This window comes from Pseudidiomarina planktonica (genome assembly GCF_900177775.1).
Classification (GTDB): domain Bacteria; phylum Pseudomonadota; class Gammaproteobacteria; order Enterobacterales; family Alteromonadaceae; genus Pseudidiomarina; species Pseudidiomarina planktonica.
This window is the reverse complement of sequence record NZ_FXWH01000001.1, coordinates 1,261,466-1,283,041: the sequence shown is the minus strand read 5'-3', so window position 1 is coordinate 1,283,041 and position 21,576 is coordinate 1,261,466. Positions and strand designations below refer to the sequence as shown.

The window sequence follows — 21,576 nt, the reverse complement described above, 5'->3', positions numbered from 1 at the left end:
TTTAACAGCATAGGAAACCATGCATGAGCTCACTTGATAAAGAGAAGGTACTCGCTGAGTTTACCGAAGCTTACCAACAAGCACATGGCAAAAAGCCAAAAATTGAAAGCAGCAACGGCTGGTATTCAGTTGATGGTGGCAAAAACGTTCGACTTGCACAACTAGTTGACGACGCTAAAGCTTTGTCGAAAGGGAAATCTGCGAGTAAGAGCTCGGGTAAAGAAACCAAAGCAGCAGCGCCGAAGAAAAGCGCAGCCAAAACCGCTACTAAGTCTACCAAGAGCACAGCGAAAGCTGAGAAAAAAGCTCCTGCGAAGAAAGCACCCGCTAAGAAAGCTGCAGCGAAAAAGCCTGCCGCCAAAGCGAAAGCAAAATCTTCAGGCAGCGGCAGTGGCTTAACCGCGAAAGAATTATGGCGTGAACGGCTGGAACAAAGCCCGTCAAAATCACGTTTACCGCGCGGCGTTTAAAGCCACGTAGTTAAAATAGTTAAAATATAAGCAAAAAAAATCCGGATATGCGTTAAACCATATCCGGATGTTTGCCAACGGCTTTATCAATTGGCACTTTTATTTTTCTGTATCGGTGCACCAGAAACTCTGAACGATCAAACATCACTTTTTCTACCGCAAAATCTCCCTGCGACACAATATACTTGTCATCTTCCAGCACTTTTATCACCAGGCCTAACTTGCCCTGATGCTTGCCGCGCTTCACAAATATAGTCTGCCCTTGTAAACGAGGGTTATTGTACGTAAATGTAGGACCACTCATGGCTGTAAGTTCCGGTTAAGACCTGTGTACTTTTATCGGCATGGCTTCGTAAAACTTGATAGCCTTACGAAGCTCCTTAAAGCCAGTACTAGTATTGGTTGCGGCGCCCAATATACAGGGTTATTTCACCTACCGGCAAGCCATACTTATACATTTGCGTACGATTGATCATATTGTCCTCATCAACCAGATACAGCCAGTCATCCAGTTTTACCGTTAACGGCTCGCCATCTACCTCTACAGTCAGGTTATATACCCAATTTAGGGCATTACCAGCGGTAGTTCCCTTAGCAACACCTTCTACGTCATCGGCGCGGCCTTCATAGGTATTGGGTCCGGTTTTGGTAATTCGCCACACGCGGGTTTCTTCGCGACCGTCAGCGTAATAAAACTTCTCATCCAGTACGCCTTCGTTGCCTTCCCAGCTACCGTTTAAGTCAGCCCGAAAGCGCTGAATTACTTTACCTTTAAAATCTTCGATGGTGCCGTAAGCAACCAGTTCGCCCACAAAAAAGGTTTCCAGTTGTAGCTTCGGCTTTTCTGACTGATAGTCGTCAATGCCGGCGCTGCAACCAACCAGCACCACCTGGGCACTTATTGCTACTGCTAATGATTGAAAAAGCTTCATTGATTTACTCCGGTTAATTCATCGCGCTCGTCTTCAAACCGGCTATTTTCAGACAGCCAGATATCCAAAAACTTCTGGGTAAACTCTTTGTTCTCAATTTGCCCCAACTTACCGTCATTGCCGTAGAATTCAGCGTAACCCTCGCTAGTTTCTACCAACGTAATGCAGTCGCCTTCGCTCACGTTCGGCCAAATGTCGGTTAAGGTGTTCAGCCAGCCTTTGGCTTCGTCATCAATTGCGTAATCCAGGCGTTCCCATTCTTCCTGAGTGGTTTCGACCAAATCCTCAGCGTCAATGTCGCGTAGGTAGTCTAATCGCAGCGCGCGTTGGTCAGCATCTTTATACTCACCGGTATTGGTGTACAACCGGGCATCGTACACGTCCCAGAACATCACGCTTAACCGAGTTTCTCCCACCAGCTTCAGTGGCTCAAGCTGGTCAGCTGCGCAGCTGCTGGCTGCCGCTATATTAGGTGTTAGCAGCAGCATTGGTAGCGCTAACACACTTAGTCTTGCGAACGTGCTTTTCATATCACAAACCTCCGCCGCATCAATTTAACAAACAGCGCCATGTAAGCACCCCAACCTATTGCGTAGGCAATAAGCATAGCTGGTTCCGGACCCGGCACCGTGGCGGCACCCAGTTTGGCGCCAAAATAATAAGTCATAGGCCCAAAAATAACGCCCAGGGCTACCGCCAGCCAGAATCGATTTTTTAGCCAGTCCAGTGCGGTCATGGCCATGGCAACATACCCTAACCAGAGCAGTATCAGCCACGGCGGTAATAAGCCGCCATCAAAAGCAATAAGTCCGCTCATGCCTACCGCTAATTCCAGCAACAAGCCAACAAACACGAGTTGCAAATACAGCACCCATTGCAGGCGACCGCTATAGGCAGTTACCGCCAGCTGCGCCAGTACCAGGGCAATGGTTGCCCACACCCACTCTGCTCTACCTGCTACGGCACTCAGCCACACCAGGTCGAACAGTAGAAATCCGGCAACGCGTTTCGCTTGTTCTAACATAAAGATCCACTGTGTTGGAACGCGCGACAGCCCGGCTTAGTTGCAACAAATTGCACGGCCGAAATGGTGCGTTCACGGAAACCACCTTCACAATAGCTTAGATAAAAATTCCATAAGCGCGAGAATCTATCGTCGTAGCCAAGCGGTGCTAGCACCTCAGTTTTTGCGTTAAAGCGGTCACGCCAGTCTTTTAAGGTTTGGGCATAATCAAGGCCGATATCGCCTAGTTGCCGCACTACCATGTCAGTTTGCTCAGCAATAAGGGTGCTCATCAGCTGCACTGACGGCAGGAAGCCCCCCGGGAAAATATGTTTCTGAATAAAATCGACCGAATTGGCGTAGCTCTTCATACGCTGGTCGGCAATAGTAATAGCTTGCAGCGCCATTTTACCAGTCGGCTTTAATAGCCGGCTGCAGGTATGGAAAAACACCGGCAGGTAACGTTCACCTACGGCTTCAATCATTTCCACCGACACCAGTTTGTCGTATTGCCCCTGCAAGTCGCGATAATCTTCTTTTAACAGGGTTACCTGATCCTGCAACCCAAGCTTATTCACTAATTCGGTGGCGTACTTGTGCTGCTCACTAGAAATAGTGGTGGTAGTTACTTTGCAGCCGTAATTTTGGGCTGCATAAACCGCTAAACCGCCCCACCCGGTGCCAATTTCCACCAAGTGATCACTAGGTTGTAACTCTAAAGCGTCACACAGGCGCTTTAGCTTATGTTCCTGAGCTTCTTCAAGCGTAGCCTCTGGGCTTGGATACACCGCACTGGAATACTGCATGTGCGAATCTAAGAACTCGCGGTACAAAGTATTACCCAGGTCGTAATGGGCTGAAATATTCTCTTTCGCCTGCACTTTGGTGTTGCTGCGACGCCAGTGTTGAATCTTTTGAAACGGCAAAGTTAGCCAGGTGAACTTGGCTTCAAACGCATCCAGTGCTGGCAAGTTACGCGCAAACACTTGAATTACTGCGGTTAAATCTGGAGTCTCCCAGCTGTTGTCGATATACAGCTCGCCCGAGGCAATGCTGCCACCCAGCAACATGCGGCGATAAAACGACGGATGCAGCACATTCACTTCGGCATGCAAATCAGTGGCCTTAGCCGCCTGACCAAAAGTGGCGACGTGCGAACCTTCTTCTAAAAATACCATGCGGCCATAACTAAGATGGCCGAGTAATCGTAAAACTAAGCTACGTGCTTGTTTATCTACCCAACTGATTTGATTTGTTGTTGTCATCACTGATTCACCGTTTGGCATTCAGTTGTTTCCTCTTTGCAATCAGATTTAGCTGTTAGGATGACCGTAAATGGGCACCCGTTTTAAGAATAATCGCAACGCTTGCCAGTAAATTCCCCAAAGAATACTAAGCGTCATGATTGGATATTTGTACAATACGCGCCGAATGCCACTAGGGTTCATTTCGTGGCGCTGTAAAGTTAAGGTCGCATCAAAATGACGCTGCTGTTGCCAGGCTTCCAAATGCACCATGGCACGCTGCTGGCCGGCACGCGGCGGCTTTAATCGCCATTTGTACTGCATTTCCATAGGATTGAACGGCGACACGTGAAAGGCTTTGGCATGACTTAATGGGGCCGATTTGGTTTCGGCTAAATCAAGCAGGTAGTAGTGTTTTTCCAGCCAGGGAGTATTGCTGACTTCCGCCAGCATATGCGAATACTGGCCATCGGCGGCACCTTCCTGTTGCAGAAAAAAGCAATTAATGGGACTGAAAAACAGCCCGAAGGTGCGCAGTTGACCAAGCATAAACACCCGCCCTTGCATGGGCTTACCAGCAAGCTCAGTCATTTTCGTTAAAACTTTTTCGGTAATAGTGCCACTTTCACCAGGCAGATAATCCGACTGCCGGAAGGTTAACGGCGCCCATTTATCAATGCGAAAAAATCTGCTGCTGGCACTGATTTGCTCCAGCTCATCCAACGCTAACCACCATTGCACGGTACCGTAATTGAATCGGTGTTCTTTGGGTTTAAAGCGGCGATGGCAAACCATGCCCCAGTAAATGGCGCTGGCTAACATGACCACTCACAGCCTAAAGCTTTGGCAACGTCCAGCGCGCTGCGCACGCCGTCTTCATGAAAACCGTTATACCAGTAGGCGCCACAAAAATGGGTGTGCTGCTGGCCACAAATTTCGCCGCGCCGCTTCCGAGCTGCCAACGACGCGACACTGTATACTGGATGCCCATAGGTAAAGCGGCGCAAAATTTTATCGGCATCAATAGCGCTGGTGTTGTTCAACGTTACGCAAAATACTTCCGGTGCTTCAATGCCCTGCAATATATTCATGTTGTAGGTTACTGAGCTTGGCCGCGTGGTCACTTCGGCGCCATCGTTCAACAGATAGTTCCAGCTGGCCCAGGCTAGCTGCCGATTCGGCAACAGGCTTTTATCCGTATGTAGCACCACATCATTGTCCTGATATGGAATAGCGCCCAGAATCTCCTGCTCAAGGTTGCTGCTGTCAGCCAGCAATGCCAGCGCTTCATCGCTATGACAGGCCATAATGACTTCATCAAACCACTGCTGCTGGCCACTGGCAAAAGTCAGGCAAACATTGCCCTGGTCACTTGGCTTGCGCTCTACCCGCTCAATTTGGCTATTTAATTGAATATTGTGCTTGAAAGGCTCAATAAGCGGCGGAATATAACTGTTAGAACCACCGCAAATGGTGGCCCACTGGGGTCTGTCAGCTACGTTTAATAAGCCATGGTTTTCGAAAAACCGTAAGAAGAAGCCCAACGGGAACTGCTCAGCTTCGGCCAGGCTGGCCGACCAGATAGCCGCCACCATAGGCAACAGGTACTGACGCACCACACTGGCTGGTAAGTTATGCTGTTGCAGGAATTCGCCTAAGGTTACATCGTCCAGGTCTTCACCACGGGCCAGCGCCGCTTTGGCTTCTTTGTTGAATTTTAAAATGCCGTTTACCAGGCGATAAAACGACGGTTTAAAGAAGTTGCGGCGCTGCGCAAACAAGGTGTTCAGGTTGTGGCCGTTGTATTCCAACCCGGATACCGGGTCGGTGACGCTAAAACTCATTTCGGTATCGCGCCAGGAAACCTTCAGCTCACGCATCAGCGCGCGGAAATTTGGGTAAGTTTTGTCGTTAAACACAATAAAGCCGGTGTCTACACGATAGATTTTACCAGCTACTTCTACTTCGTTGGTGGCTGTATGCCCGCCAATATAGTCATTTTTTTCAAACACATAAACATCATGCTTGGCGCTTAACATGTAAGCTGACACCAAACCTGACACCCCAGAACCTACTACTGCAATTTTCATCGAACGTCCTTGAATACAACCTGTTGGCGTTAGGCCAGTTTACTGGAAATAGCCACCTGCCAACTTTGCGGCAACAGCGACAGGAATTTTAGAAACAATCCAAATCCGGTTGGAAAGGTAATGTCGGTAGTATTCTTCTCAATGCCTTTACGAATAGCGTTCGACGCATAGTCCACCGTAACTTTCATTGGCATTTCAAAGTCGTTGGCGTCAGTCATTGGGGTTTCCACAAAGCCCGGCGAAACGGTTAGTACTTTAATATGACGTTTCTTCAGATCGAGCTGCAAACTACGGGCTATATAATGCAGTGCTGCTTTCGAGCCGCCGTACGCCTGCGCACGGGTAAACGGCAGTAATCGAGCCGTACTACCCACTAATACCAATTTAGAACCAGCTTTAAAGTTCGCTAATAATGCCTGCACACAATTCATGGTGCCTACTACGTTCACGTTGAACACCCGCTCGAACATGGCGGCTTCGAACTTTTCAACGTCCAGGTATTCACACACGCCGGCGTTTAAAATGGCAATATCAATGTCGGTATAAACACCAAGCTTCTGCAAAGTGTCTTCGCGGTCGGTAATGTCTAAGCGACAGCCTTCAATTTTACCCGGGTACTCCTGTTCCAGAGCATGCAAGGCGTCTTCACTTCGAGCACACACAACCACGTGATGTCCGGCTTTGGCATAATCTACCGCCAACTGGCGGCCAATACCTGAGCTTCCGCCCGTAATTAAAATATTCATTCAGTCACCAATCGGTCGCGTACTTTTTTCACGAAATAGCCCAACACAGGAATGTGCTCGTACAACATAGCACCAAGATCGTAGTGATCCTGCTGCTCACTCACTTTGTCATTTTTAATGTGGAACTGACTGACACCAGGCAACACTAGCTCGCGACCACCAGCTAATTTTTCGTGTGAAAAACGCATTTGCCACGCCATAAACAGCCAATTACCTGAAAAAGCACGCTCGGTGAAGGCAAAATGACAGTACTCCACATTTTCCATGGTGTGTTTAAAGTATTTTTCTAAATCATCAATACCTTGCACCAAGTGAATGGGGTCCGTGAAAGTCACATCGTCAGCGTAGATTTCATTCAAACGGTCCAAATTATCAAGCTTGAACTCGTCGTAAAAATCCATAATCTTGTCCATTAGCGCACCAACATCGCTGTTGGTTGCCGGCTCTTTACTATGATCTTGTACGTCTATTTCAGAACTCATTTTTAACTCGCTTGAAGGTTTGTAGAAAATCATCACGGGCTTCGCCGTGATCCACCATGGGTAAAGGATAGTCACTATGCCCATGTTTTTCTAACCACTGCTGTGGCGCATGTATATACTTGGTCGGTACTTGCGCCAACTCTGTCACCCATTTACGAATGTAGCTACCGTCAGGATCAACCTTCTCGCTTTGGCGGGTGGGGTTGAACACCCGGAAGTACGGCACCGCATCTGTACCGGTAGACGCACTCCACTGCCAACCGCCGTTGTTGGCCGGAAAGCTGCCGTCAATTAAATGCTCCATAAAGAATTGTTCACCCCAACGCCAGTTTAGCCGTAGGTCTTTTACTAGAAAGTTGGCGACTATCATACGCAAACGATTGTGCATAAAGCCTTCCTGAACCAACTGGCGCATGCCAGCATCCACAATCGGGTAGCCCGTGCGACCTTCACACCAACGCTTAAAGTCTTCTTTATCAGTGCGCCAGGGGTAGTTGTCGGTGTATTCCTGAAAGGCCTTGCCCATCGACAGCCGCGGTACGTGATGCATCAGGTGTTGATAGAACTCGCGCCAGGCGAGCTCGGTTAGCCACACATCAGCGCCCTCTGTTAATCCGTAAGGAAATTCCGGTGACAGTTCGCTCAGTGCCCGCGCCGCGGTGTAAGGCGACAACATGCCAAGCTCCCAGTAAGGTGATAGCCGCGACGTGCTGTCCAGCGCAGGCAAGTCGCGCTCAGCCTTGTAATCGGCTACTGAGTCGCTCACATAGCGGCGCAACTTGGCCAGCACCGATTGCTCCCCGACTACCCAGGCAGAACTATCGCGCCGCGGTAAATCAAATTCAGGTAGTTCCGGCGCTGTGGTAGCGGCCGGCCACTGGTGGCGAATAACCTGCCAGTTATTGGCTTGCTTAATGTGAGTACGCCAGGCCCGGTTAAATGGCGTAAACATTTTATAAAAGCCGCCGGTTTGGGTGCTGATAGCCTGCGGTGGTGCTAATAACAAACCGTGATAGCCCTGCACCGCCACTTGATCGTGCTGCAACGCTTTTACCACAGCTCTGTCGCGGCGGGCTTCATGCAGCGGATATTCGTGATTATAGTGTAGCTTGTTTACGCCCTGCTCATCACAAAACTTAGCTACCGCCGCTGGCACGCCGGTATAACTGGCAATTTCACGAACATGCAAGGCAATGCCCCGTTCGGCACACTCCTGACGAAACTCAGCCAAATGACGCAACAGTAAGTCAGTTTTAATGGGCGCCCAGTGGTGTTCCTGCCATTGTTTAGGGGTTACCAGAAATAGTGCCGGAATAGGTGCGTTTTGCCCTTGTTCGTGTTGTTGCTCTTTTACCGCAGCAGTTACCGCAGGGTTGTCCGTAAGGCGCAGGTCGCCACGGAACCAAATTGCCTGTGCCATATTAAAGTCCGTATCTTAGTTTTAAGTTATTTGGATAAGGGTCTAAATAAAGCTGGCTATCCAGATAAGGCTGCGGATGCTCGCGCAGATAATGCTTAATCATAGTTAATGGTGCCATTAGGGGTTCAACCCCTTCCCGGTACCCCAAAATTAAGTCGGCCAGCTCTTGCTTCTGGCGGTCGGAAAGTTGGTTTTTGAAGTAACCCTGAATATGCTGCAGCACATTGGTATGGTTACGTTTACTGGCAGGTTTACCTAATGCGTCCATAACCTGTTGTAAGTAATAGTTACAATCTTCGGTTCGAGGCTGGTTTAGATTCGCTAGCCAAGGGCCTAACTGGCGATACACAGGCTGCGAATGGGCTAACAACAGCAGCTTTAAGCGACTGTGAAATTCTATTAAAGCAGCCTTGGTTACCGGCTGCGGCAGTGCTTGCCAGGCGGCGTACACATAAACCCGCATCACAAAGTTCTCACGTAATAAAGGGTCGTTTAAACGGCCGTCTTCTTCTAGCGGTAAGGCCGGAAATAATTCACGTAAGCGAGTAGTGAAAATACCCTCACCTTCTTTTCGGGCGTGGCCGGTTTCCGGGTCGTATAGCTTCACCCGTTCCATGCCGCAACTGGGTGATTTTGCGCACAACACATAACCGCTAATTTGATTTAGCTTAGGTTTGGCCTTGTCAGCGAACTCCCGCAGTGGCTCTGTGACATTGTCACCGGTTTTCGGAATAACCGCCTGCACACCAGATTCTGATTGCTCTAACCGAATGGTAGGACGCGGAACCGGCAGACCAATACCAACTTCAGGACAGAGTTTTACGAACTCAACATGCTGAGCCAGCTCGTCCTGACAAAAACTGGAGCGTTTGTGGCCTCCATCGTAGCGTACTTTGTCGCCTAGCAAACAAGCGCTTATCCCTACTTTCACAGCCGCCATACTTCGTCCTTAATTTATCTCTAAGCTAATATTCTAAAGTCAGTTACGTAGCCAGAGCCACTGTGGTTCAACGCACATAGCCTAAGGTTCAAATAAACTGAAAAAAAACCTTAAAAAAACTGTCGTTATTCTGTTAATAAAAAGATCCTTATGTCTACAGGTATCGTAATCTGTGCATAAATCAACAACAACTGGATACATGGACTATGTCAGCGGTAAAACGTATTCCTCTGTTTCCATTGACTTCCCACGTGTTACCGGGCGGTCAAATCAGGTTACGTATATTCGAACCACGCTATCTGCGAATGGTGAAAGACGCCATGCGCCACGGTAGTGAAATTGGTATGTGCATGCTTGACGCATTTGGGAATAAAGAGAATAACTCCCATATTTTACCTCTTGGGACGCTCGCTAAAATTGTTGACTTCGAATGCTTACCCGACGGGCTTTTGGGCATTACCGTGGTGGGTCAAAGCTTGTTCTGTATTCGTTCTATAGACACTGAGAAAGACGGATTGCGCGTTGCCGAAGTAGAAGCCAGACAAAACTGGCCGCAGGAACAGCTGTGTAATGAAGATTCCTTACTACGCCATCGCATGGAAGAAATTTACCAGCAGCATCCTGAGCTGAAGGATTTATGCCCAGAGCATTCGACTGATCGTACCGACTGGTTATGCTTACGCTGGCTGGAAATATTGCCGTTAGACCCGAGTATGAAGCAAGAATTATTGGATTCGAAAGACTGTCATAAAGCACGAGATTATATTCGCAACTTAATTCTATAAACGTCCTTGTGATCCAAAAATCAGGGGCGGTTCGTAGTAAAAGTAACTTGTACAATATTGGAACAGGTATACACTATGCAAATGGCGTCCGCACGCGAAACACAACGGAAAGTTATGACCAGTGCTCGAACGGACAACGCTGACTATGCTGCAGACTTGTTAGCGCAAGTTGCAGCAACTCAAAGCCGTCGCGCTTTCAGTGAGCTTTTCCGTCATTTTGCCCCTAAATTACAGGCTTATGCCACCCGCCAGTTTGGTAACGAACAAACCGCTATGGATCTTGTTCAGGAAACCATGACCAACGTTTGGCATAAAGCACACCTGTTCAAACCCGATAAAGGGTCTCCATCGACCTGGATTTTTACCATAGCGCGTAACATCCGTTTCGATATTCTGCGTAAGAATAAGCATCGTCAGAACGACTTAAGTGCTGACGAATTGTGGCCAATCCTTGCTGAGAATAATGAGTCACTTGATGACGATTATTCGCTGGATGGCAAAGTACTGATGCAGGAAATTTCGTCCTATTACGCGCAACTGCCTGATGCGCAGCGCGAAGTAATAGAACGAATTTATATAGAAGGGAAATCTCAGCAAGAAGTCTCTGACTCGCTTGGAATTCCGCTGGGCACGGTGAAATCCCGTACCCGTTTGGCATTAAAGAAACTGAAAGAGTTGATAACTGCTCATGATTAAATCACATCCATCCGAAGCCAATTTGTTCCAATATGTTGCTGGTGAGCTCAGTGCAGGTTTGTCACTGGTTATGGCAACACACGTAGACATGTGTTCTCAGTGTCAGGCTGCGGTGGCCGATATTGAAGAAACTTTATGCAAACAAGAGTTTGGTAGTACTGAACCGCTGGAAGCATTGAATTGTGAGCAAATGATGGCAGCCATATTCGCGTCTTCTGCACCGAAAAGTGTGGTACGTACGCCGGTTGAATCTATGCTGAGTCTGGAAGGTAAGCGTTTCAACCTGCCGAACACGCTAGCACGTAACCGTGACAGAATCGGCCCTTGGAGCCACATGGTTGGTAAATTATGGCGTGCCCCAATGCAAGTGTCGTCTGACAGCAGCGTGAATCTGATTTATATGGCGCAAGGTGCAACTGTACCTGAGCACACGCACAAAGGAACCGAAGCTACTCTGGTGGTAAATGGTACCTTTAACGACGAGCACGACAGCTATCACGATGGTGATTTTATCCTGCTAAACGAAAAGCATCGCCACAGTCCGCAAACGCAGCAGGAAGACTGCCTGACGTTAGCGTCACTGGATGCCCCGTTGCACTTCACCTCAGGTATTAGCCGCTTGCTGAACCCTTTTAGCAGCTTGTTCTTTCGTTAGTTTAAAGCGCTAACAGTAAAGCATTAAAAAAGCCGGTACTTGTGTACCGGCTTTTTTGTATTTTTCGTAGCTAAGGGAAGTACCTAAGGGCGTTAATTGCCACCCTCAGGTTTAGCGTTTTCAACACGCTGTTTCAGCTTCTGACCAGGACGGAAAGTGACGACCCGTCGTGCAGAAATTGGAATATCTTCGCCAGTTTTCGGATTACGGCCCGGACGCTCACCTTTTTCACGCAATTCAAAATTGCCAAATCCAGACAGCTTCACCGGATCGCCCTGCTCTAGCGCAGTCCGAATTTCTTCAAAGAAGTTCTCGACTAATTCTTTTGCATCGCGTTTGTTAATACCAAACTTGTCGAACAAATGCTCAGCCATTTCCGCTTTGGTCAGTGCCATAGCTTACTCCCTTAGAGTTGCTCCGAATTCATCTTGCAATAGTTTGACCACAGTAGCAATGCTTGCATCAACCTCTGCGTCTTCTAATGTCTTCTCGGTGTCCTGCAACGTTAGCGACAAAGCCAGACTGCGATAGCCATCGGCTACCCCAGGACCTTGATAAACATCGAATAAGTTTAGGCCAACCAAGTTCTTAACGCCAATGTTTTCTATGGCGGTAAAGATTTCGCCAACAGCCACGCGATTTTCAACCACTACGGCCAAATCACGGCGAATAGACGGATACCGCGAAATTGGTGCAGCTTTTGGCAACCGGCGTTGTTGAATGGCACCAAGTTCCAGTTCAAACACGAAGGTACGGCCGTTCAGGCCAAGCTTCTTCTCAAACTGCGGATGAATAGCACCAACATAACCTACCCGCTTGCTGGCACGGTAAATAGCCGCACACTGACCCGGGTGTAATGCTGGATGTTGATCAGCAACAAACTTAAACTCATTCGCAAAACCAGTGTGGTTCAATAAGCTTTCCACGTCACCTTTAATGTCGTAGAAGTCTACTGCACGGTCAGCGTCGCTCCAGTGTTCACCAGTAACTTTACCAGCACGCACGCCAGCTAGCATAGGTTCCTGCAATACACCGCTTGGTGCATCATCGTCTGGTAAGAAGCGTAAACCACTTTCAAAAAATGCCAAAGATGGTTGCTGACGTTTTTGGTTGTACGCCACAGTAGCCAACAAACCTGGCCACAAGCTTACACGCATGGATGACATTTCCACCGAAATCGGATGCGGTAACGATAGCGCCGCTGTTTCGTTAAATAACAACGCCTGATGTTTAGGATCGACGAAGCTATAGGTGATAGCTTCCTGATAACCGCGATCAACCAAATCTTCCGAGAACCGCAGCAACGACTGCTGTTGTTCCTGGCGTGGGATCATGCTTAAACTTGCCGCCGGCGCAGCCGCTTCAATATTGTTATAGCCGTATACCCGCGCTACTTCTTCAATCAAATCTTCTTCAATAGCAATATCAAAACGGAAGGTTGGTACTACCACCTGCCAGCCATCGGCATTGGTTTTCACGTCAAAGCCAAGACGTTTTAAAATGTCTTCAACCTGATTGTCGTCAATACTCACACCCAAAATTTTCTTCAGGCGCGCCGCACGCAAAGTAACCTGTGCAGGCTTAGGTAAGTGTGACTCTGCCACAGCTTCAACGATAGGACCTGCTTCACCGCCGCAAATCTCCAGTAACAGCGCCGTAGCGCGCTCCATAGCGGTGCGTTGTAGCTCAGGGTCAACGCCACGCTCATAACGGTGTGATGCATCTGTGTGTAAGCCAAAGCGACGGGCGCGGCCAGCAATAGCGTCTGGCGCAAAGAATGCGCTTTCCAGGAAAATAGCTTTGCTTTGGTCGGTCACACCGCTTTGCTTACCACCGAAAATACCAGCCATGGCCAGTGCTTTCTGTTCATCAGCAATAACTAATACGTCGTCTTGCAGCGTCACTACCTGACCGTCTAACAGCTCAAGCTGTTCGCCTGGCTTGGCATAGCGAACTTGTACGTCACCTTGCAGGCTGTCTAAATCGAATGCGTGCATCGGATGACCCAGCTCGAGCAATACGTAGTTGGTTACGTCAACTACAGGGTCAATGCTACGTACGCCACTGCGACGCAAGCGCTCGGTTAACCACACCGGGCTTAGCGCTTTCACGTCTACACCTTGAATAACTCGGCCCAGATAACGTGGGCAGGCGTCAGGCGCTTGCAATTCAATATTACGGGTTTCACTAAGCGTTGGGGCAACAGCGGCAAACGCAGGTTCTTGCACATCACAACGGTTCAGTACGCCTACTTCACGAGCTAAGCCTTTAATACCTAAGCAGTCGGCACGGTTTGGCGTTAAATCAACGTCCATAGTTACGTCGTCTAACTGCAAGTATTTACGGTAATCAGTACCTACCGGCGCATCCGCTGGCAGTTCTAAAATGCCATCGTGCTCGTCAGTTAAACCAAGCTCAGACGATGAACACAGCATGCCGTTAGACGGCTCGCCGCGCAGCTTGGCTTTCTTGATTTTGAAGTTACCAGGTAACACGGCACCTACTTTGGCCACCGCAACTTTAATACCGGTACGGCAGTTTGGCGCGCCACACACAATGTTGTGCAACTCGTCGTCACCGGTGTTCACCTGGGTTACTTGCAGCTTGTCGGCGTCCGGGTGCTGGCCGCAAGAAACCACTTCACCAATTACTACACCACTAAATTCTTCCGCTACCGGAGTAACACCGTCAACTTCCAGACCAGCCATGCTCAGCTGTTCACTTAAGGCGTTGGTATCAATGCCTGGATTTACCCACTCGCGTAACCACTGTTCACTGAATTTCATACATCAACACCCATTAATTAAACTGTTTCAGGAAGCGCACATCGTTCTCGAAGAACGCGCGAAGATCATTTACCTGGTAGCGGAGCATAGTTAAACGCTCAACGCCCATACCAAAGGCAAAGCCTGAGTACTTTTCGGGATCAATATTCACAGCGCGCAGTACATTTGGGTGCACCATGCCGCAACCCAGTACTTCCAACCATTCGCCGTCAGCACGACGCACGTCTACTTCAGCAGAAGGCTCAGTAAACGGGAAGTAAGACGGACGGAAGCGCACTTCCAGACTCTCTTCAAAGAAGTTGGTTAGAAAGTCCTGCAGAATGCCCTTTAACTGGGTGAAGCTCACGTCGGTGTCAACCATCAGGCCTTCAACCTGATGGAACATTGGCGTGTGGGTTTGATCGTAATCGTTCCGGTATACGCGGCCCGGCGAAATAATACGCAGCGGCGGCTGTTCCATTTCCATGGTGCGAATTTGCACGCCGGAAGTTTGCGTACGCAGCAATGCGTCGGCATTAAAATAGAAAGTATCGTGATCGGCACGAGCCGGATGATTCGCCGGAATGTTCAGCGCATCAAAGTTATGGAAGCTGTCTTCCACTTCAGGGCCCTGCTTTACGCTAAAGCCTAAGTCACCAAAAAAGGCTTCAATACGTTGAATGGTACGGGTAACCGGGTGCAAGCCGCCAACTTTACTTAACCGACCTGGCATAGTTACGTCTATGGCTTCGGCCGCCAGCTTCTCAGCTAATTCAGCCGCTTTCAGCTCGTCATTTTTGGCGTTAATAAACTGCTGCACTTCCTGCTTGGCGCGGTTAATTTCCTGACCTGCCGCCGGGCGCTCTTCGGCGCTCAATTTACCCAGGCTTTTCAGCTGTTCAGTGAGTTGACCTTTTTTACCTAAGTAATCAACCCGCACTTGATCCAGTTGCTGCGGTGATGTCGCATCAGCAACGGCTGCTTTCGCTGCAGCGACAATCTCATTCAACTTCATGACATTCCTCAATGGTGAGCGTTAAAGGTTGTGCGTGAATTCTAAGCATTCGTTAAGCGGGCTATGATAGCCAATTTGCGCGAAAAATAACATAAAAAAAGGGAACGCTAAGCGTTCCCTTCCCAAACTATTCTGCGCTTACAACAAGTTCTTAAATAGAACTTTTCGCTTTCTCAACTAAAGCGGCAAAGCCACTTGAATCGTGAACAGCGATGTCTGCAAGAATTTTACGATCGATTTCTACAGATGCTTTTTTCAAACCATTGATAAAGCGGCTGTATGATAAACCGTTTTGACGTGCCGCAGCATTGATACGCACAATCCACAATTGACGGAATTGACGTTTCTTGTTGCGACGGTCACGGTATGCATATTGACCAGCTTTAATTACGGCCTGGAACGCTACGCGATATACGCGACTACGTGCACCATAATAACCTTTCGCTTGTTTTAGAACTTTCTTGTGACGCGCACGCGCGACCACACCACGTTTTACTCGTGCCATGCTATCTCTCCTTCCTTATGCGTACGGTAACATACGCGCGACTAACGCTACGTCGGACTGGTGTACCATGCTTTTAGCGCGCAGGTGACGTTTCCGCTTAGAGCTCTTCTTAGTCAGGATGTGACGCAAGTGTGATTGCTTGCACTTAAAGCCGCCAGAAGCGGTTTTCTTAAAGCGCTTTGACGCGCCTTTATTGGATTTAATTTTCGGCATGAAAATATGACTCCGCATTGTTAATAAAAGTGTGACAGGGTGAGGTTCGCTTACGCTTGCCTACTTGTAGACCACAATCACTTCTTAGCAGGGGCCAGCACCATAATCATCTGGCGACCCTCAGCACGTCTTGGGAACGATTCAAGTACTGAAATTTCTTCTAAATCCTTTTTAATGCGATTTAGCAATTCAATTCCAATTTCCTGATGCGCCATTTCCCGGCCACGGAAACGAACGGTGACTTTAGTTTTGTCACCTCCCTCGAGGAAGCGAGTCAGGTTGCGCAGTTTTACCTGATAATCGCCCTCATCTGTACCAGGTCGGAACTTAACTTCCTTAACCTGAATTTGTTTCTGCTTCTTCTTCTGCTCTTTCTGATCTTTGCTCTTCTCGTAGAGGAACTTACCGTAATCCATCAACCGACAGACTGGGGGCTCAGCATTCGGGCTGATTTCCACCAAATCAACTCCTGCCTCAGCAGCAGCATCAAGAGCTTCTTGTAAACTAACGATTCCAATTTGTTCAGCTTCAACACCAATTAATCTTACCTCTGGTAAGCGAATTTCTTCGTTGATGCGATTTTTATCACTAGCTTTCTGAGTTCTTTTTCCGCCTTTAATGGGTTATTCCTCCAACAAGTTAACTAATTTTGCGACTACTAACTTCGTCATGTAAACGCTGCTCAAAGTCCTGCAAGCTAAGCGTACCAAGGTCTTCACCTTTACGAGTTCGTACCGCAACCGCGCCGTTGTCGACTTCTTTATCGCCAACAACCAGCAAATATGGAACACGTTTTAAAGTGTGCTCGCGGATTTTAAAGCCTATTTTCTCATTTCTCAAGTCGGCTGTTGCTCTAAAACCCTTTTCGTTCAATTCTTTGGCAACATTTACAGCGTAATCTGCCTGGCTATCGGTAATGTTCATCACCACAACCTGTTGCGGCGACAACCAAACCGGGAACGACCCTGCGTACTCTTCAATCAGAATGCCCATAAAGCGTTCTAATGAGCCAAGAATAGCCCGGTGAATCATTACCGGCGTATGGCGGTCGTTGTCTTCGCCCACATAAGTGGCGCCTAAGCGGCCTGGTAAGGCGAAATCAAGTTGTATTGTACCACACTGCCACGCACGTCCAATGCAGTCGAACAAAGTAAATTCAATCTTCGGACCGTAGAAGGCACCCTCGCCCGGCAAATACTCAAATTCAATGTCGTGGCTTTTTAGTGCTTCGGCCAGTGCTTGCTCAGTTCTGTCCCAGGTGGCGTCGTCGCCCAGACGCTTCTCTGGGCGCGTTGACAGCTTCACTACAATGTTGTCAAAGCCGAAAGCTTTATAGGTTTCATAAACCATCTCAATACAGCCGGCCACTTCTTTTTGTACCTGTGCTTCGGTACAGAAAATATGCGCGTCGTCTTGCGTAAAACCACGAACCCGCATTAAACCATGCAAGGCACCTGATGGTTCGTTACGGTGACAGCAACCAAATTCAGCCATACGCAGTGGCAGGTCACGGTAAGACTTCAGCCCCTGATTAAATATTTGTACGTGCCCCGGGCAGTTCATTGGCTTAATCGCGTATTCGCGATTTTCCGACGAGGTAGTAAACATCAAATCTGCGAATTTTTCCCAGTGACCTGATTTTTCCCACAACACGCGGTCCATCATGAATGGACCTTTCACTTCCTGATACTTGTACTCGCGCATTTTTTCGCGAATAAATTTTTCCAGCTCCTGGAAAATAGTCCAGCCATTGTGATGCCAGAACACCATGCCAGGTGCTTCTTCCTGCCAATGGAACAAGTCCTGCGCTTTACCAATTTTACGGTGATCACGCTTTTCCGCTTCTTCCAAACGCTGCAAATAAGCTTTTAATTGCTTTTTGTCAGCCCAGGCCGTGCCGTAAATACGCTGCAGCATTTTATTGTCTGAGCTACCACGCCAGTATGCACCTGCCGTTTTCATCACTTTAAAGTGCTGACAAAAACGCATGTTAGGTACGTGCGGGCCACGGCACATATCAATGTACTCTTCGTGGTGATACAAGCCCGGCTTATCGTCGCGGCTTATGTCTTCGTCCAGAATCTCAACTTTGTAAGGTTCGTGGCGTTCAACAAAAGTCTCACGCGCTTCCGCCCAGCTTACTTTCTTCTTAACTACTTCGTATTCGGTTTTGGCCAACTCTTTCATGCGCTGTTCCAGCGCAGTTAAATCTTCCTGCGTGAGCGCGCGGTCAATATCAACGTCGTAATAAAAACCGTTGTCGATAACCGGACCAATGGCCATTTTTGCCTGCGGAAACATTTGTTTCAACGCATGGCCAAGCAAGTGCGCACAAGAGTGACGGATAATATGCACGCCATCGTCATCCTTTGGGGTGATGATTTGTAGCTTCGCGTCCTGGGTGATCATGTCACTGGCGTCTACCAGTTCACCGTCAATACGCCCTGCAACCGTTGCTTTGGCAAGGCCAGGACCTATATCCTGCGCTACTTCAAGCACAGAAACCGGGTTTTCAAATTCACGTTGACTACCATCGGGAAGCGTTACTACAGGCATTGCTATTTCCTTATGTACAGTGGTGGCACCTACCAAGTGTCACTTGCGGCAAAAAATGAAGCCGACACTATAGCCTAGCCGCCCGTTTGCTGCAATCATTAGCGGCCGTAATTTAACCAGCACAATAGAGCGAAAACGACGTATTTATGGAAGCATACATAGGCCACATTGCCGCTCTTACCGCCGCCCTGTTTTGGGCCCTTGCAACTTTGTTATACAGCAACGCCGGAAGCCACCTTTCTGCGGCGCAGTTAAACCTGGTAAAAGGCGCGGTCGCCTGTCCCCTGTTAGCATTGGCAGCAGTGCTTACCGGCCAGTTGCTGAGCTTTGATGGCAGCACCGCAGCCTGGCTGTTGCTGGCTAGTGGCGTAATAGGTATTACCCTGGGCGACACGCTGTATTTTTCCGCGCTGCGCCGCTTAGGCCCCTGGCACACCATGCTGCTGGAATATCTAGCGCCGCCTTTTGCGGCCTTGTTAGCACTGCTGGTGCTGAACGAAGGGATGACAGCGCGCGAGGCTATTGCCGCCGTGATTATCATTATTGGCGTACTTTGGGTTATTACCGAGCGTAAGCCAGCTTCTGCCGAACTGCAGGTAGCGGCTAAGCCACAGCAGCTTAGCGGCATTATGGCTGGTGTTGGCGCAGCCTTGTGTCAGGCGGTTGGTTTAGTTATGGCCTTTCATGCACTGCAGGAATTTAACGTAAGCGCTATTAATGCCGCCTTTATTCGCCTGGTGGCAGGTACGCTGGCTTTAACAGTGGCTTTGTTGCTATTGCGCCCACAAATGATCCGCACTACCCGCGCCGCTTTGCGTCATACCAGCATTCCCTGGTTAGCTTTAGCCATTGTGATGGGCACTTTCTTGGCCATTTGGCTGCAACAGTTGGCCATTGCACACATTAACCCGGGCATAGCGCAAACCTTACTGGCTACCGCACCGCTATGGTTAATTCCCATAAGATTACTGCAGGGCGAACGCATTTCCTGGCGCTCAATTGGCGGCGCGGTGTTGGCACTTGGCGGAATTATGCTGCTATTCAACCGCTTGTAGGTTCCTGTGCAAGCTTAACTGTAAATCGCTGCATAAAAACAGATTGCCGAAATAGCCCAAAAGACTACCCATGACAGATGTTTTCCCCGGGAAAAACCTGCCGAAAACATTCCACTAATCAAAAATACCGCGCCAACTACAAGCAGCACACCTTGCTGACTATTTTGGCCCGCGCTTGCGAATAGAAATAAAATAGCTGCGAATCCCCACCAGGCAACAGTAGTAATGTGCCAGGCAAAGCGAAGCGTTCTTTTGGTAAACCAATCGCTGCCCAGTAGTTGCGGCAGGTTCTTATTTCGGAACAACCTTACAAGAATGTATTTCTCACCCAAAAACGAATGAGCACATCCAATTAGAATGGCTAAAAAACCGGCTATATAAAGCATTTAATTAACTCCTTTAGCTCGCAGTTTTGACCACTGCTGCACAGTACCAACCGCAAATAAGCCACCAATAAACAAGCAAATAACCGAGCTTACCAGCCAGAACGTTATGCTATTGTCAGGAAACATTGGCATTAAACCCACGAATGAAACGCCACGTAGCAGGAATATGCTAGTGATAATTACCAGCGCTAACTTGGTTAGCGGTAATTGTTTAATCGCACCTGCACCAGATAATGCATAGGCGGCCCAAATAAAAAGTATGCAAACAAGCCCCAGGGTAACTATGGTTGGGTACCAAAGACCTTGCTCAGCCATTGCGGCCATCTGTTCCCCAGCGCCAAAGAACCGGTACCAATCTGCACCAAATAAAATACAACCTAGATGGGCCAATGCAGCCAAGGCACAACACAGTGCAGCGGCGAGTAAAAACTTATTACTATTGGGATTCATTTTTTAGTCCTTAACGCCACTGACGAATCGCATGGCCGAAGAGTTTGTACACTTAAAAACAGCCCAACTATTTACTTTCAGACATAGTATCTGGCTAGTACCTGAATAAGGCAACAGAATATGCAGATGATGGAATTATGCTGTTATTCAATAGCTTGTAAGCACGATTTTGCCTAGCTTCAGAAAGCTTCTAGACTTTACTCATAGTTACACGAAATAACAGGCGAAATGGTCAAACTGAACCATACTTAACTTGAAGCTTGGGTTAAAACACCCGGCAACGAGGAGTCACTTATGAGTATTGATAACGAGCTACACGATGCGGCGTTGCACTGCCCTTTCTGTGGTCATCAAGTACATGTTGATATTGATGCGTCACAGGGCAATCAGGACTACAAAGACGAGTGCCCTGATTGCGGCAATGAAATTCACCTGCAAGTTGTGCAAGACAAAGTTCGCGACAAAATTATTGTGCGGGTGGACAGCGACGACGAGAACTTTTACTAGAGCTGCTATCTAGAACTAGGCAACGCCACGCTGAGCTAATACACGTTCAACCGTATCAACAATGGTAATGCTTTGCTGATCCAGCTCCATGTTTAGTCTGTCGCCCGGCTTGGCGTTGGCAATATTGGTTAGCCGCAGCGTTTCCGGAATTAAATGCAGCGAGAAGCAGTTATCTTCTACCTGGCCCACGGTTAAGCTGGCACCATTTACCGCAATGAAACCCTTCGCAAAAATATAACGCTGCCATTTCGGTTGAAAACGCAACCAAACCGCCCAGTTTTCAGCCGTTTGTTGTACCTTCTCTACCACCACAGTGTCGTGAATATGCCCCGAAACATGATGGCCACCAATCTCGTCTCCCATTTTCAGGCTACGCTCAAGATTTACTAAGTCACCAATTTCCAGCTCACCAAGATTGGTCAGGCGCAGGGTTTCGTCAATCACGTCAAAGTGCACCTGCGTGTCGGAAAACTCCACAGCGGTTAAGCAACAACCATTAATGGCAATGCTGGCACCAATTTGCAGTTGCTGTAAAAATTGCGGCTGAGTTTCAATAACAATATGTTTAAATGCTTGTTCAGTAGCTTTATTTGCTACGCTTATGGCAGCAACTTTTGCCTGCGTCTGAATAATTCCGGTAAACATAAGGTGAAGTCCAACT

Annotated in this window: 27 protein-coding genes; 6 read left to right on the top strand and 21 right to left on the bottom strand. The window is 48.4% G+C overall.

Translation table 11 applies throughout. The features are described 5' to 3' along the window. Positions 1-23 precede the first annotated feature (23 nt). Positions 24-470 carry a hypothetical protein gene (locus CCE91_RS06095; protein ID WP_086434327.1) on the top strand — a complete coding sequence of 149 codons (447 nt, stop codon included), beginning with the start codon at positions 24-26 and terminating at the stop codon, positions 468-470. 52 nt (positions 471-522) lie between these two features. Here the strand turns inward: CCE91_RS06095 and CCE91_RS06090 are convergent, their stop codons facing one another. The 11 genes from CCE91_RS06090 to CCE91_RS06040 all read right to left on the bottom strand — a co-directional run bounded on the left by CCE91_RS06090 (position 523) and on the right by CCE91_RS06040 (position 9,327). Beyond that, positions 523-774: a DUF3912 family protein gene (locus CCE91_RS06090; protein ID WP_086434326.1), complete on the bottom strand. Its 252-nt coding sequence runs from the start codon at positions 772-774 to the stop codon at positions 523-525. 88 nt (positions 775-862) lie between these two features. Next, the gene (locus tag CCE91_RS06085) at positions 863-1,402 is read right to left on the bottom strand and encodes a DUF3833 domain-containing protein (RefSeq protein WP_086434325.1); all 540 of its coding nucleotides are present in this window, start codon (positions 1,400-1,402) and stop codon (positions 863-865) included. Beyond that, the gene (locus CCE91_RS06080; RefSeq protein WP_086434324.1) at positions 1,399-1,932 is read right to left on the bottom strand and encodes a chalcone isomerase family protein; all 534 of its coding nucleotides are present in this window, start codon (positions 1,930-1,932) and stop codon (positions 1,399-1,401) included. Before CCE91_RS06080 ends, CCE91_RS06085 begins: the two co-directional genes overlap by 4 nt. Then, entirely contained in the window at positions 1,929-2,426 is a 498-nt protein-coding gene (locus CCE91_RS06075) for a DUF2878 domain-containing protein (protein WP_086434323.1), read from the bottom strand. The genes CCE91_RS06080 and CCE91_RS06075 overlap by 4 nt, the downstream gene beginning before the upstream one ends. After that, positions 2,420-3,691 (bottom strand): SAM-dependent methyltransferase, encoded by a 1,272-nt coding sequence (locus CCE91_RS06070; protein WP_086434322.1) that lies wholly within the window; start codon positions 3,689-3,691, stop codon positions 2,420-2,422. Before CCE91_RS06070 ends, CCE91_RS06075 begins: the two co-directional genes overlap by 7 nt. Positions 3,692-3,718: 27 nt before the next feature. Beyond that, on the bottom strand, positions 3,719-4,471 hold the full coding sequence (locus CCE91_RS06065; protein WP_086434321.1) for a DUF1365 domain-containing protein: 753 nt from the start codon (positions 4,469-4,471) through the stop codon (positions 3,719-3,721). After that, positions 4,465-5,739 carry an NAD(P)/FAD-dependent oxidoreductase gene (locus CCE91_RS06060; protein ID WP_086434320.1) on the bottom strand — a complete coding sequence of 425 codons (1,275 nt, stop codon included), beginning with the start codon at positions 5,737-5,739 and terminating at the stop codon, positions 4,465-4,467. Before CCE91_RS06060 ends, CCE91_RS06065 begins: the two co-directional genes overlap by 7 nt. A 29-nt stretch (positions 5,740-5,768) precedes the next feature. Then, on the bottom strand, positions 5,769-6,485 hold the full coding sequence (locus CCE91_RS06055) for an SDR family NAD(P)-dependent oxidoreductase (RefSeq protein ID WP_086434319.1): 717 nt from the start codon (positions 6,483-6,485) through the stop codon (positions 5,769-5,771). Continuing rightward, entirely contained in the window at positions 6,482-6,967 is a 486-nt protein-coding gene (locus CCE91_RS06050) for a nuclear transport factor 2 family protein (protein ID WP_086434318.1), read from the bottom strand. The genes CCE91_RS06055 and CCE91_RS06050 overlap by 4 nt, the downstream gene beginning before the upstream one ends. Continuing rightward, on the bottom strand, positions 6,957-8,387 hold the full coding sequence (phrB, locus tag CCE91_RS06045) for a deoxyribodipyrimidine photo-lyase (RefSeq protein WP_086434317.1): 1,431 nt from the start codon (positions 8,385-8,387) through the stop codon (positions 6,957-6,959). The genes CCE91_RS06050 and phrB overlap by 11 nt, the downstream gene beginning before the upstream one ends. Position 8,388: 1 nt before the next feature. Then, positions 8,389-9,327: a YbgA family protein gene (locus CCE91_RS06040; RefSeq protein ID WP_086434316.1), complete on the bottom strand. Its 939-nt coding sequence runs from the start codon at positions 9,325-9,327 to the stop codon at positions 8,389-8,391. A 206-nt stretch (positions 9,328-9,533) separates the two neighbouring features. On the opposite strand from CCE91_RS06040, the gene CCE91_RS06035 reads away from it, so the two are divergent. The 3 genes from CCE91_RS06035 (at position 9,534) to CCE91_RS06025 (ending at position 11,463) form a co-directional block, all read left to right on the top strand. Beyond that, positions 9,534-10,112, top strand: a complete 579-nt coding sequence (locus tag CCE91_RS06035; RefSeq protein ID WP_086434315.1) for an LON peptidase substrate-binding domain-containing protein — start codon at positions 9,534-9,536, stop codon at positions 10,110-10,112. 114 nt (positions 10,113-10,226) lie between these two features. Next, positions 10,227-10,808, top strand: coding sequence for a sigma-70 family RNA polymerase sigma factor (locus CCE91_RS06030; RefSeq protein ID WP_234996272.1), 582 nt, complete (start codon positions 10,227-10,229; stop codon positions 10,806-10,808). Then, a complete protein-coding gene (locus tag CCE91_RS06025) occupies positions 10,801-11,463 on the top strand; it encodes a ChrR family anti-sigma-E factor (RefSeq protein WP_086434313.1) in 663 nt (220 codons plus the stop codon). Before CCE91_RS06030 ends, CCE91_RS06025 begins: the two co-directional genes overlap by 8 nt. A gap of 92 nt (positions 11,464-11,555) precedes the next feature. On the opposite strand, the gene CCE91_RS06020 is transcribed toward CCE91_RS06025, so the two are convergent. The 7 genes from CCE91_RS06020 to thrS form a co-directional block, all read right to left on the bottom strand. Beyond that, positions 11,556-11,858 carry an integration host factor subunit alpha gene (locus CCE91_RS06020; protein WP_086434312.1) on the bottom strand — a complete coding sequence of 101 codons (303 nt, stop codon included), beginning with the start codon at positions 11,856-11,858 and terminating at the stop codon, positions 11,556-11,558. Positions 11,859-11,861: 3 nt separating this feature from the next. Next, positions 11,862-14,249, bottom strand: coding sequence for a phenylalanine--tRNA ligase subunit beta (pheT, locus tag CCE91_RS06015; protein WP_086434311.1), 2,388 nt, complete (start codon positions 14,247-14,249; stop codon positions 11,862-11,864). 13 nt (positions 14,250-14,262) lie between these two features. After that, positions 14,263-15,243 carry a phenylalanine--tRNA ligase subunit alpha gene (gene pheS, locus CCE91_RS06010; RefSeq protein WP_086434310.1) on the bottom strand — a complete coding sequence of 327 codons (981 nt, stop codon included), beginning with the start codon at positions 15,241-15,243 and terminating at the stop codon, positions 14,263-14,265. A 151-nt stretch (positions 15,244-15,394) separates the two neighbouring features. After that, positions 15,395-15,748 (bottom strand): 50S ribosomal protein L20, encoded by a 354-nt coding sequence (gene rplT, locus CCE91_RS06005; protein ID WP_086434309.1) that lies wholly within the window; start codon positions 15,746-15,748, stop codon positions 15,395-15,397. Between the two features lie 15 nt (positions 15,749-15,763). Next, entirely contained in the window at positions 15,764-15,961 is a 198-nt protein-coding gene (rpmI, locus tag CCE91_RS06000) for a 50S ribosomal protein L35 (RefSeq protein WP_086434308.1), read from the bottom strand. A 77-nt stretch (positions 15,962-16,038) separates the two neighbouring features. Beyond that, positions 16,039-16,581 carry a translation initiation factor IF-3 gene (gene infC / locus CCE91_RS05995; RefSeq protein ID WP_086434307.1) on the bottom strand — a complete coding sequence of 181 codons (543 nt, stop codon included), beginning with the start codon at positions 16,579-16,581 and terminating at the stop codon, positions 16,039-16,041. A gap of 19 nt (positions 16,582-16,600) precedes the next feature. Next, on the bottom strand, positions 16,601-18,517 hold the full coding sequence (thrS, locus tag CCE91_RS05990; RefSeq protein WP_086434306.1) for a threonine--tRNA ligase: 1,917 nt from the start codon (positions 18,515-18,517) through the stop codon (positions 16,601-16,603). 146 nt (positions 18,518-18,663) lie between these two features. On the opposite strand from thrS, the gene CCE91_RS05985 reads away from it, so the two are divergent. Then, positions 18,664-19,572, top strand: a complete 909-nt coding sequence (locus tag CCE91_RS05985; protein ID WP_086434305.1) for a DMT family transporter — start codon at positions 18,664-18,666, stop codon at positions 19,570-19,572. Between the two features lie 14 nt (positions 19,573-19,586). On the opposite strand, the gene CCE91_RS05980 is transcribed toward CCE91_RS05985, so the two are convergent. Beyond that, positions 19,587-19,958 (bottom strand): hypothetical protein, encoded by a 372-nt coding sequence (locus CCE91_RS05980; RefSeq protein WP_086434304.1) that lies wholly within the window; start codon positions 19,956-19,958, stop codon positions 19,587-19,589. Further along, positions 19,959-20,408 carry a hypothetical protein gene (locus tag CCE91_RS05975; protein WP_086434303.1) on the bottom strand — a complete coding sequence of 150 codons (450 nt, stop codon included), beginning with the start codon at positions 20,406-20,408 and terminating at the stop codon, positions 19,959-19,961. Between the two features lie 294 nt (positions 20,409-20,702). Between CCE91_RS05975 and CCE91_RS05970 the strand changes: the two genes are divergently transcribed. Continuing rightward, a complete protein-coding gene (locus CCE91_RS05970) occupies positions 20,703-20,915 on the top strand; it encodes a CPXCG motif-containing cysteine-rich protein (RefSeq protein ID WP_086434302.1) in 213 nt (70 codons plus the stop codon). Between the two features lie 15 nt (positions 20,916-20,930). Here CCE91_RS05970 and CCE91_RS05965 read toward each other — a convergent pair whose 3' ends face one another. After that, positions 20,931-21,560, bottom strand: coding sequence for a riboflavin synthase subunit alpha (locus CCE91_RS05965; protein WP_086434301.1), 630 nt, complete (start codon positions 21,558-21,560; stop codon positions 20,931-20,933). Positions 21,561-21,576: the final 16 nt, after the last annotated feature.

Excerpts from the sequence above, each read along its gene's own strand:
- pheS (WP_086434310.1), bottom strand. The coding sequence starts at position 15,243 with ATGAAGTTGAATGAGATTGTCGCTGCAGCGAAAGCAGCCGTTGCTGAT.
- CCE91_RS06095 (WP_086434327.1), top strand. The coding sequence starts at position 24 with ATGAGCTCACTTGATAAAGAGAAGGTACTCGCTGAGTTTACCGAAGCT.
- phrB (WP_086434317.1), bottom strand. The coding sequence starts at position 8,387 with ATGGCACAGGCAATTTGGTTCCGTGGCGACCTGCGCCTTACGGACAAC.
- CCE91_RS05975 (WP_086434303.1), bottom strand. The coding sequence starts at position 20,408 with ATGAATCCCAATAGTAATAAGTTTTTACTCGCCGCTGCACTGTGTTGT.
- rpmI (WP_086434308.1), bottom strand. The coding sequence starts at position 15,961 with ATGCCGAAAATTAAATCCAATAAAGGCGCGTCAAAGCGCTTTAAGAAA.
- CCE91_RS05965 (WP_086434301.1), bottom strand. The coding sequence starts at position 21,560 with ATGTTTACCGGAATTATTCAGACGCAGGCAAAAGTTGCTGCCATAAGC.
- CCE91_RS05970 (WP_086434302.1), top strand. The coding sequence starts at position 20,703 with ATGAGTATTGATAACGAGCTACACGATGCGGCGTTGCACTGCCCTTTC.
- pheT (WP_086434311.1), bottom strand. The coding sequence starts at position 14,249 with ATGAAATTCAGTGAACAGTGGTTACGCGAGTGGGTAAATCCAGGCATT.
- CCE91_RS06085 (WP_086434325.1), bottom strand. The coding sequence starts at position 1,402 with ATGAAGCTTTTTCAATCATTAGCAGTAGCAATAAGTGCCCAGGTGGTG.
- CCE91_RS05980 (WP_086434304.1), bottom strand. The coding sequence starts at position 19,958 with ATGCTTTATATAGCCGGTTTTTTAGCCATTCTAATTGGATGTGCTCAT.
- CCE91_RS06060 (WP_086434320.1), bottom strand. The coding sequence starts at position 5,739 with ATGAAAATTGCAGTAGTAGGTTCTGGGGTGTCAGGTTTGGTGTCAGCT.
- CCE91_RS06055 (WP_086434319.1), bottom strand. The coding sequence starts at position 6,485 with ATGAATATTTTAATTACGGGCGGAAGCTCAGGTATTGGCCGCCAGTTG.
- CCE91_RS06075 (WP_086434323.1), bottom strand. The coding sequence starts at position 2,426 with ATGTTAGAACAAGCGAAACGCGTTGCCGGATTTCTACTGTTCGACCTG.
- CCE91_RS06025 (WP_086434313.1), top strand. The coding sequence starts at position 10,801 with ATGATTAAATCACATCCATCCGAAGCCAATTTGTTCCAATATGTTGCT.
- thrS (WP_086434306.1), bottom strand. The coding sequence starts at position 18,517 with ATGCCTGTAGTAACGCTTCCCGATGGTAGTCAACGTGAATTTGAAAAC.
- CCE91_RS06080 (WP_086434324.1), bottom strand. The coding sequence starts at position 1,932 with ATGAAAAGCACGTTCGCAAGACTAAGTGTGTTAGCGCTACCAATGCTG.
- rplT (WP_086434309.1), bottom strand. The coding sequence starts at position 15,748 with ATGGCACGAGTAAAACGTGGTGTGGTCGCGCGTGCGCGTCACAAGAAA.
- CCE91_RS06050 (WP_086434318.1), bottom strand. The coding sequence starts at position 6,967 with ATGAGTTCTGAAATAGACGTACAAGATCATAGTAAAGAGCCGGCAACC.
- CCE91_RS06065 (WP_086434321.1), bottom strand. The coding sequence starts at position 4,471 with ATGTTAGCCAGCGCCATTTACTGGGGCATGGTTTGCCATCGCCGCTTT.
- CCE91_RS06020 (WP_086434312.1), bottom strand. The coding sequence starts at position 11,858 with ATGGCACTGACCAAAGCGGAAATGGCTGAGCATTTGTTCGACAAGTTT.
- CCE91_RS06035 (WP_086434315.1), top strand. The coding sequence starts at position 9,534 with ATGTCAGCGGTAAAACGTATTCCTCTGTTTCCATTGACTTCCCACGTG.
- CCE91_RS06090 (WP_086434326.1), bottom strand. The coding sequence starts at position 774 with ATGAGTGGTCCTACATTTACGTACAATAACCCTCGTTTACAAGGGCAG.
- CCE91_RS06070 (WP_086434322.1), bottom strand. The coding sequence starts at position 3,691 with ATGCCAAACGGTGAATCAGTGATGACAACAACAAATCAAATCAGTTGG.
- CCE91_RS05985 (WP_086434305.1), top strand. The coding sequence starts at position 18,664 with ATGGAAGCATACATAGGCCACATTGCCGCTCTTACCGCCGCCCTGTTT.
- CCE91_RS06030 (WP_234996272.1), top strand. The coding sequence starts at position 10,227 with ATGACCAGTGCTCGAACGGACAACGCTGACTATGCTGCAGACTTGTTA.
- CCE91_RS06040 (WP_086434316.1), bottom strand. The coding sequence starts at position 9,327 with ATGGCGGCTGTGAAAGTAGGGATAAGCGCTTGTTTGCTAGGCGACAAA.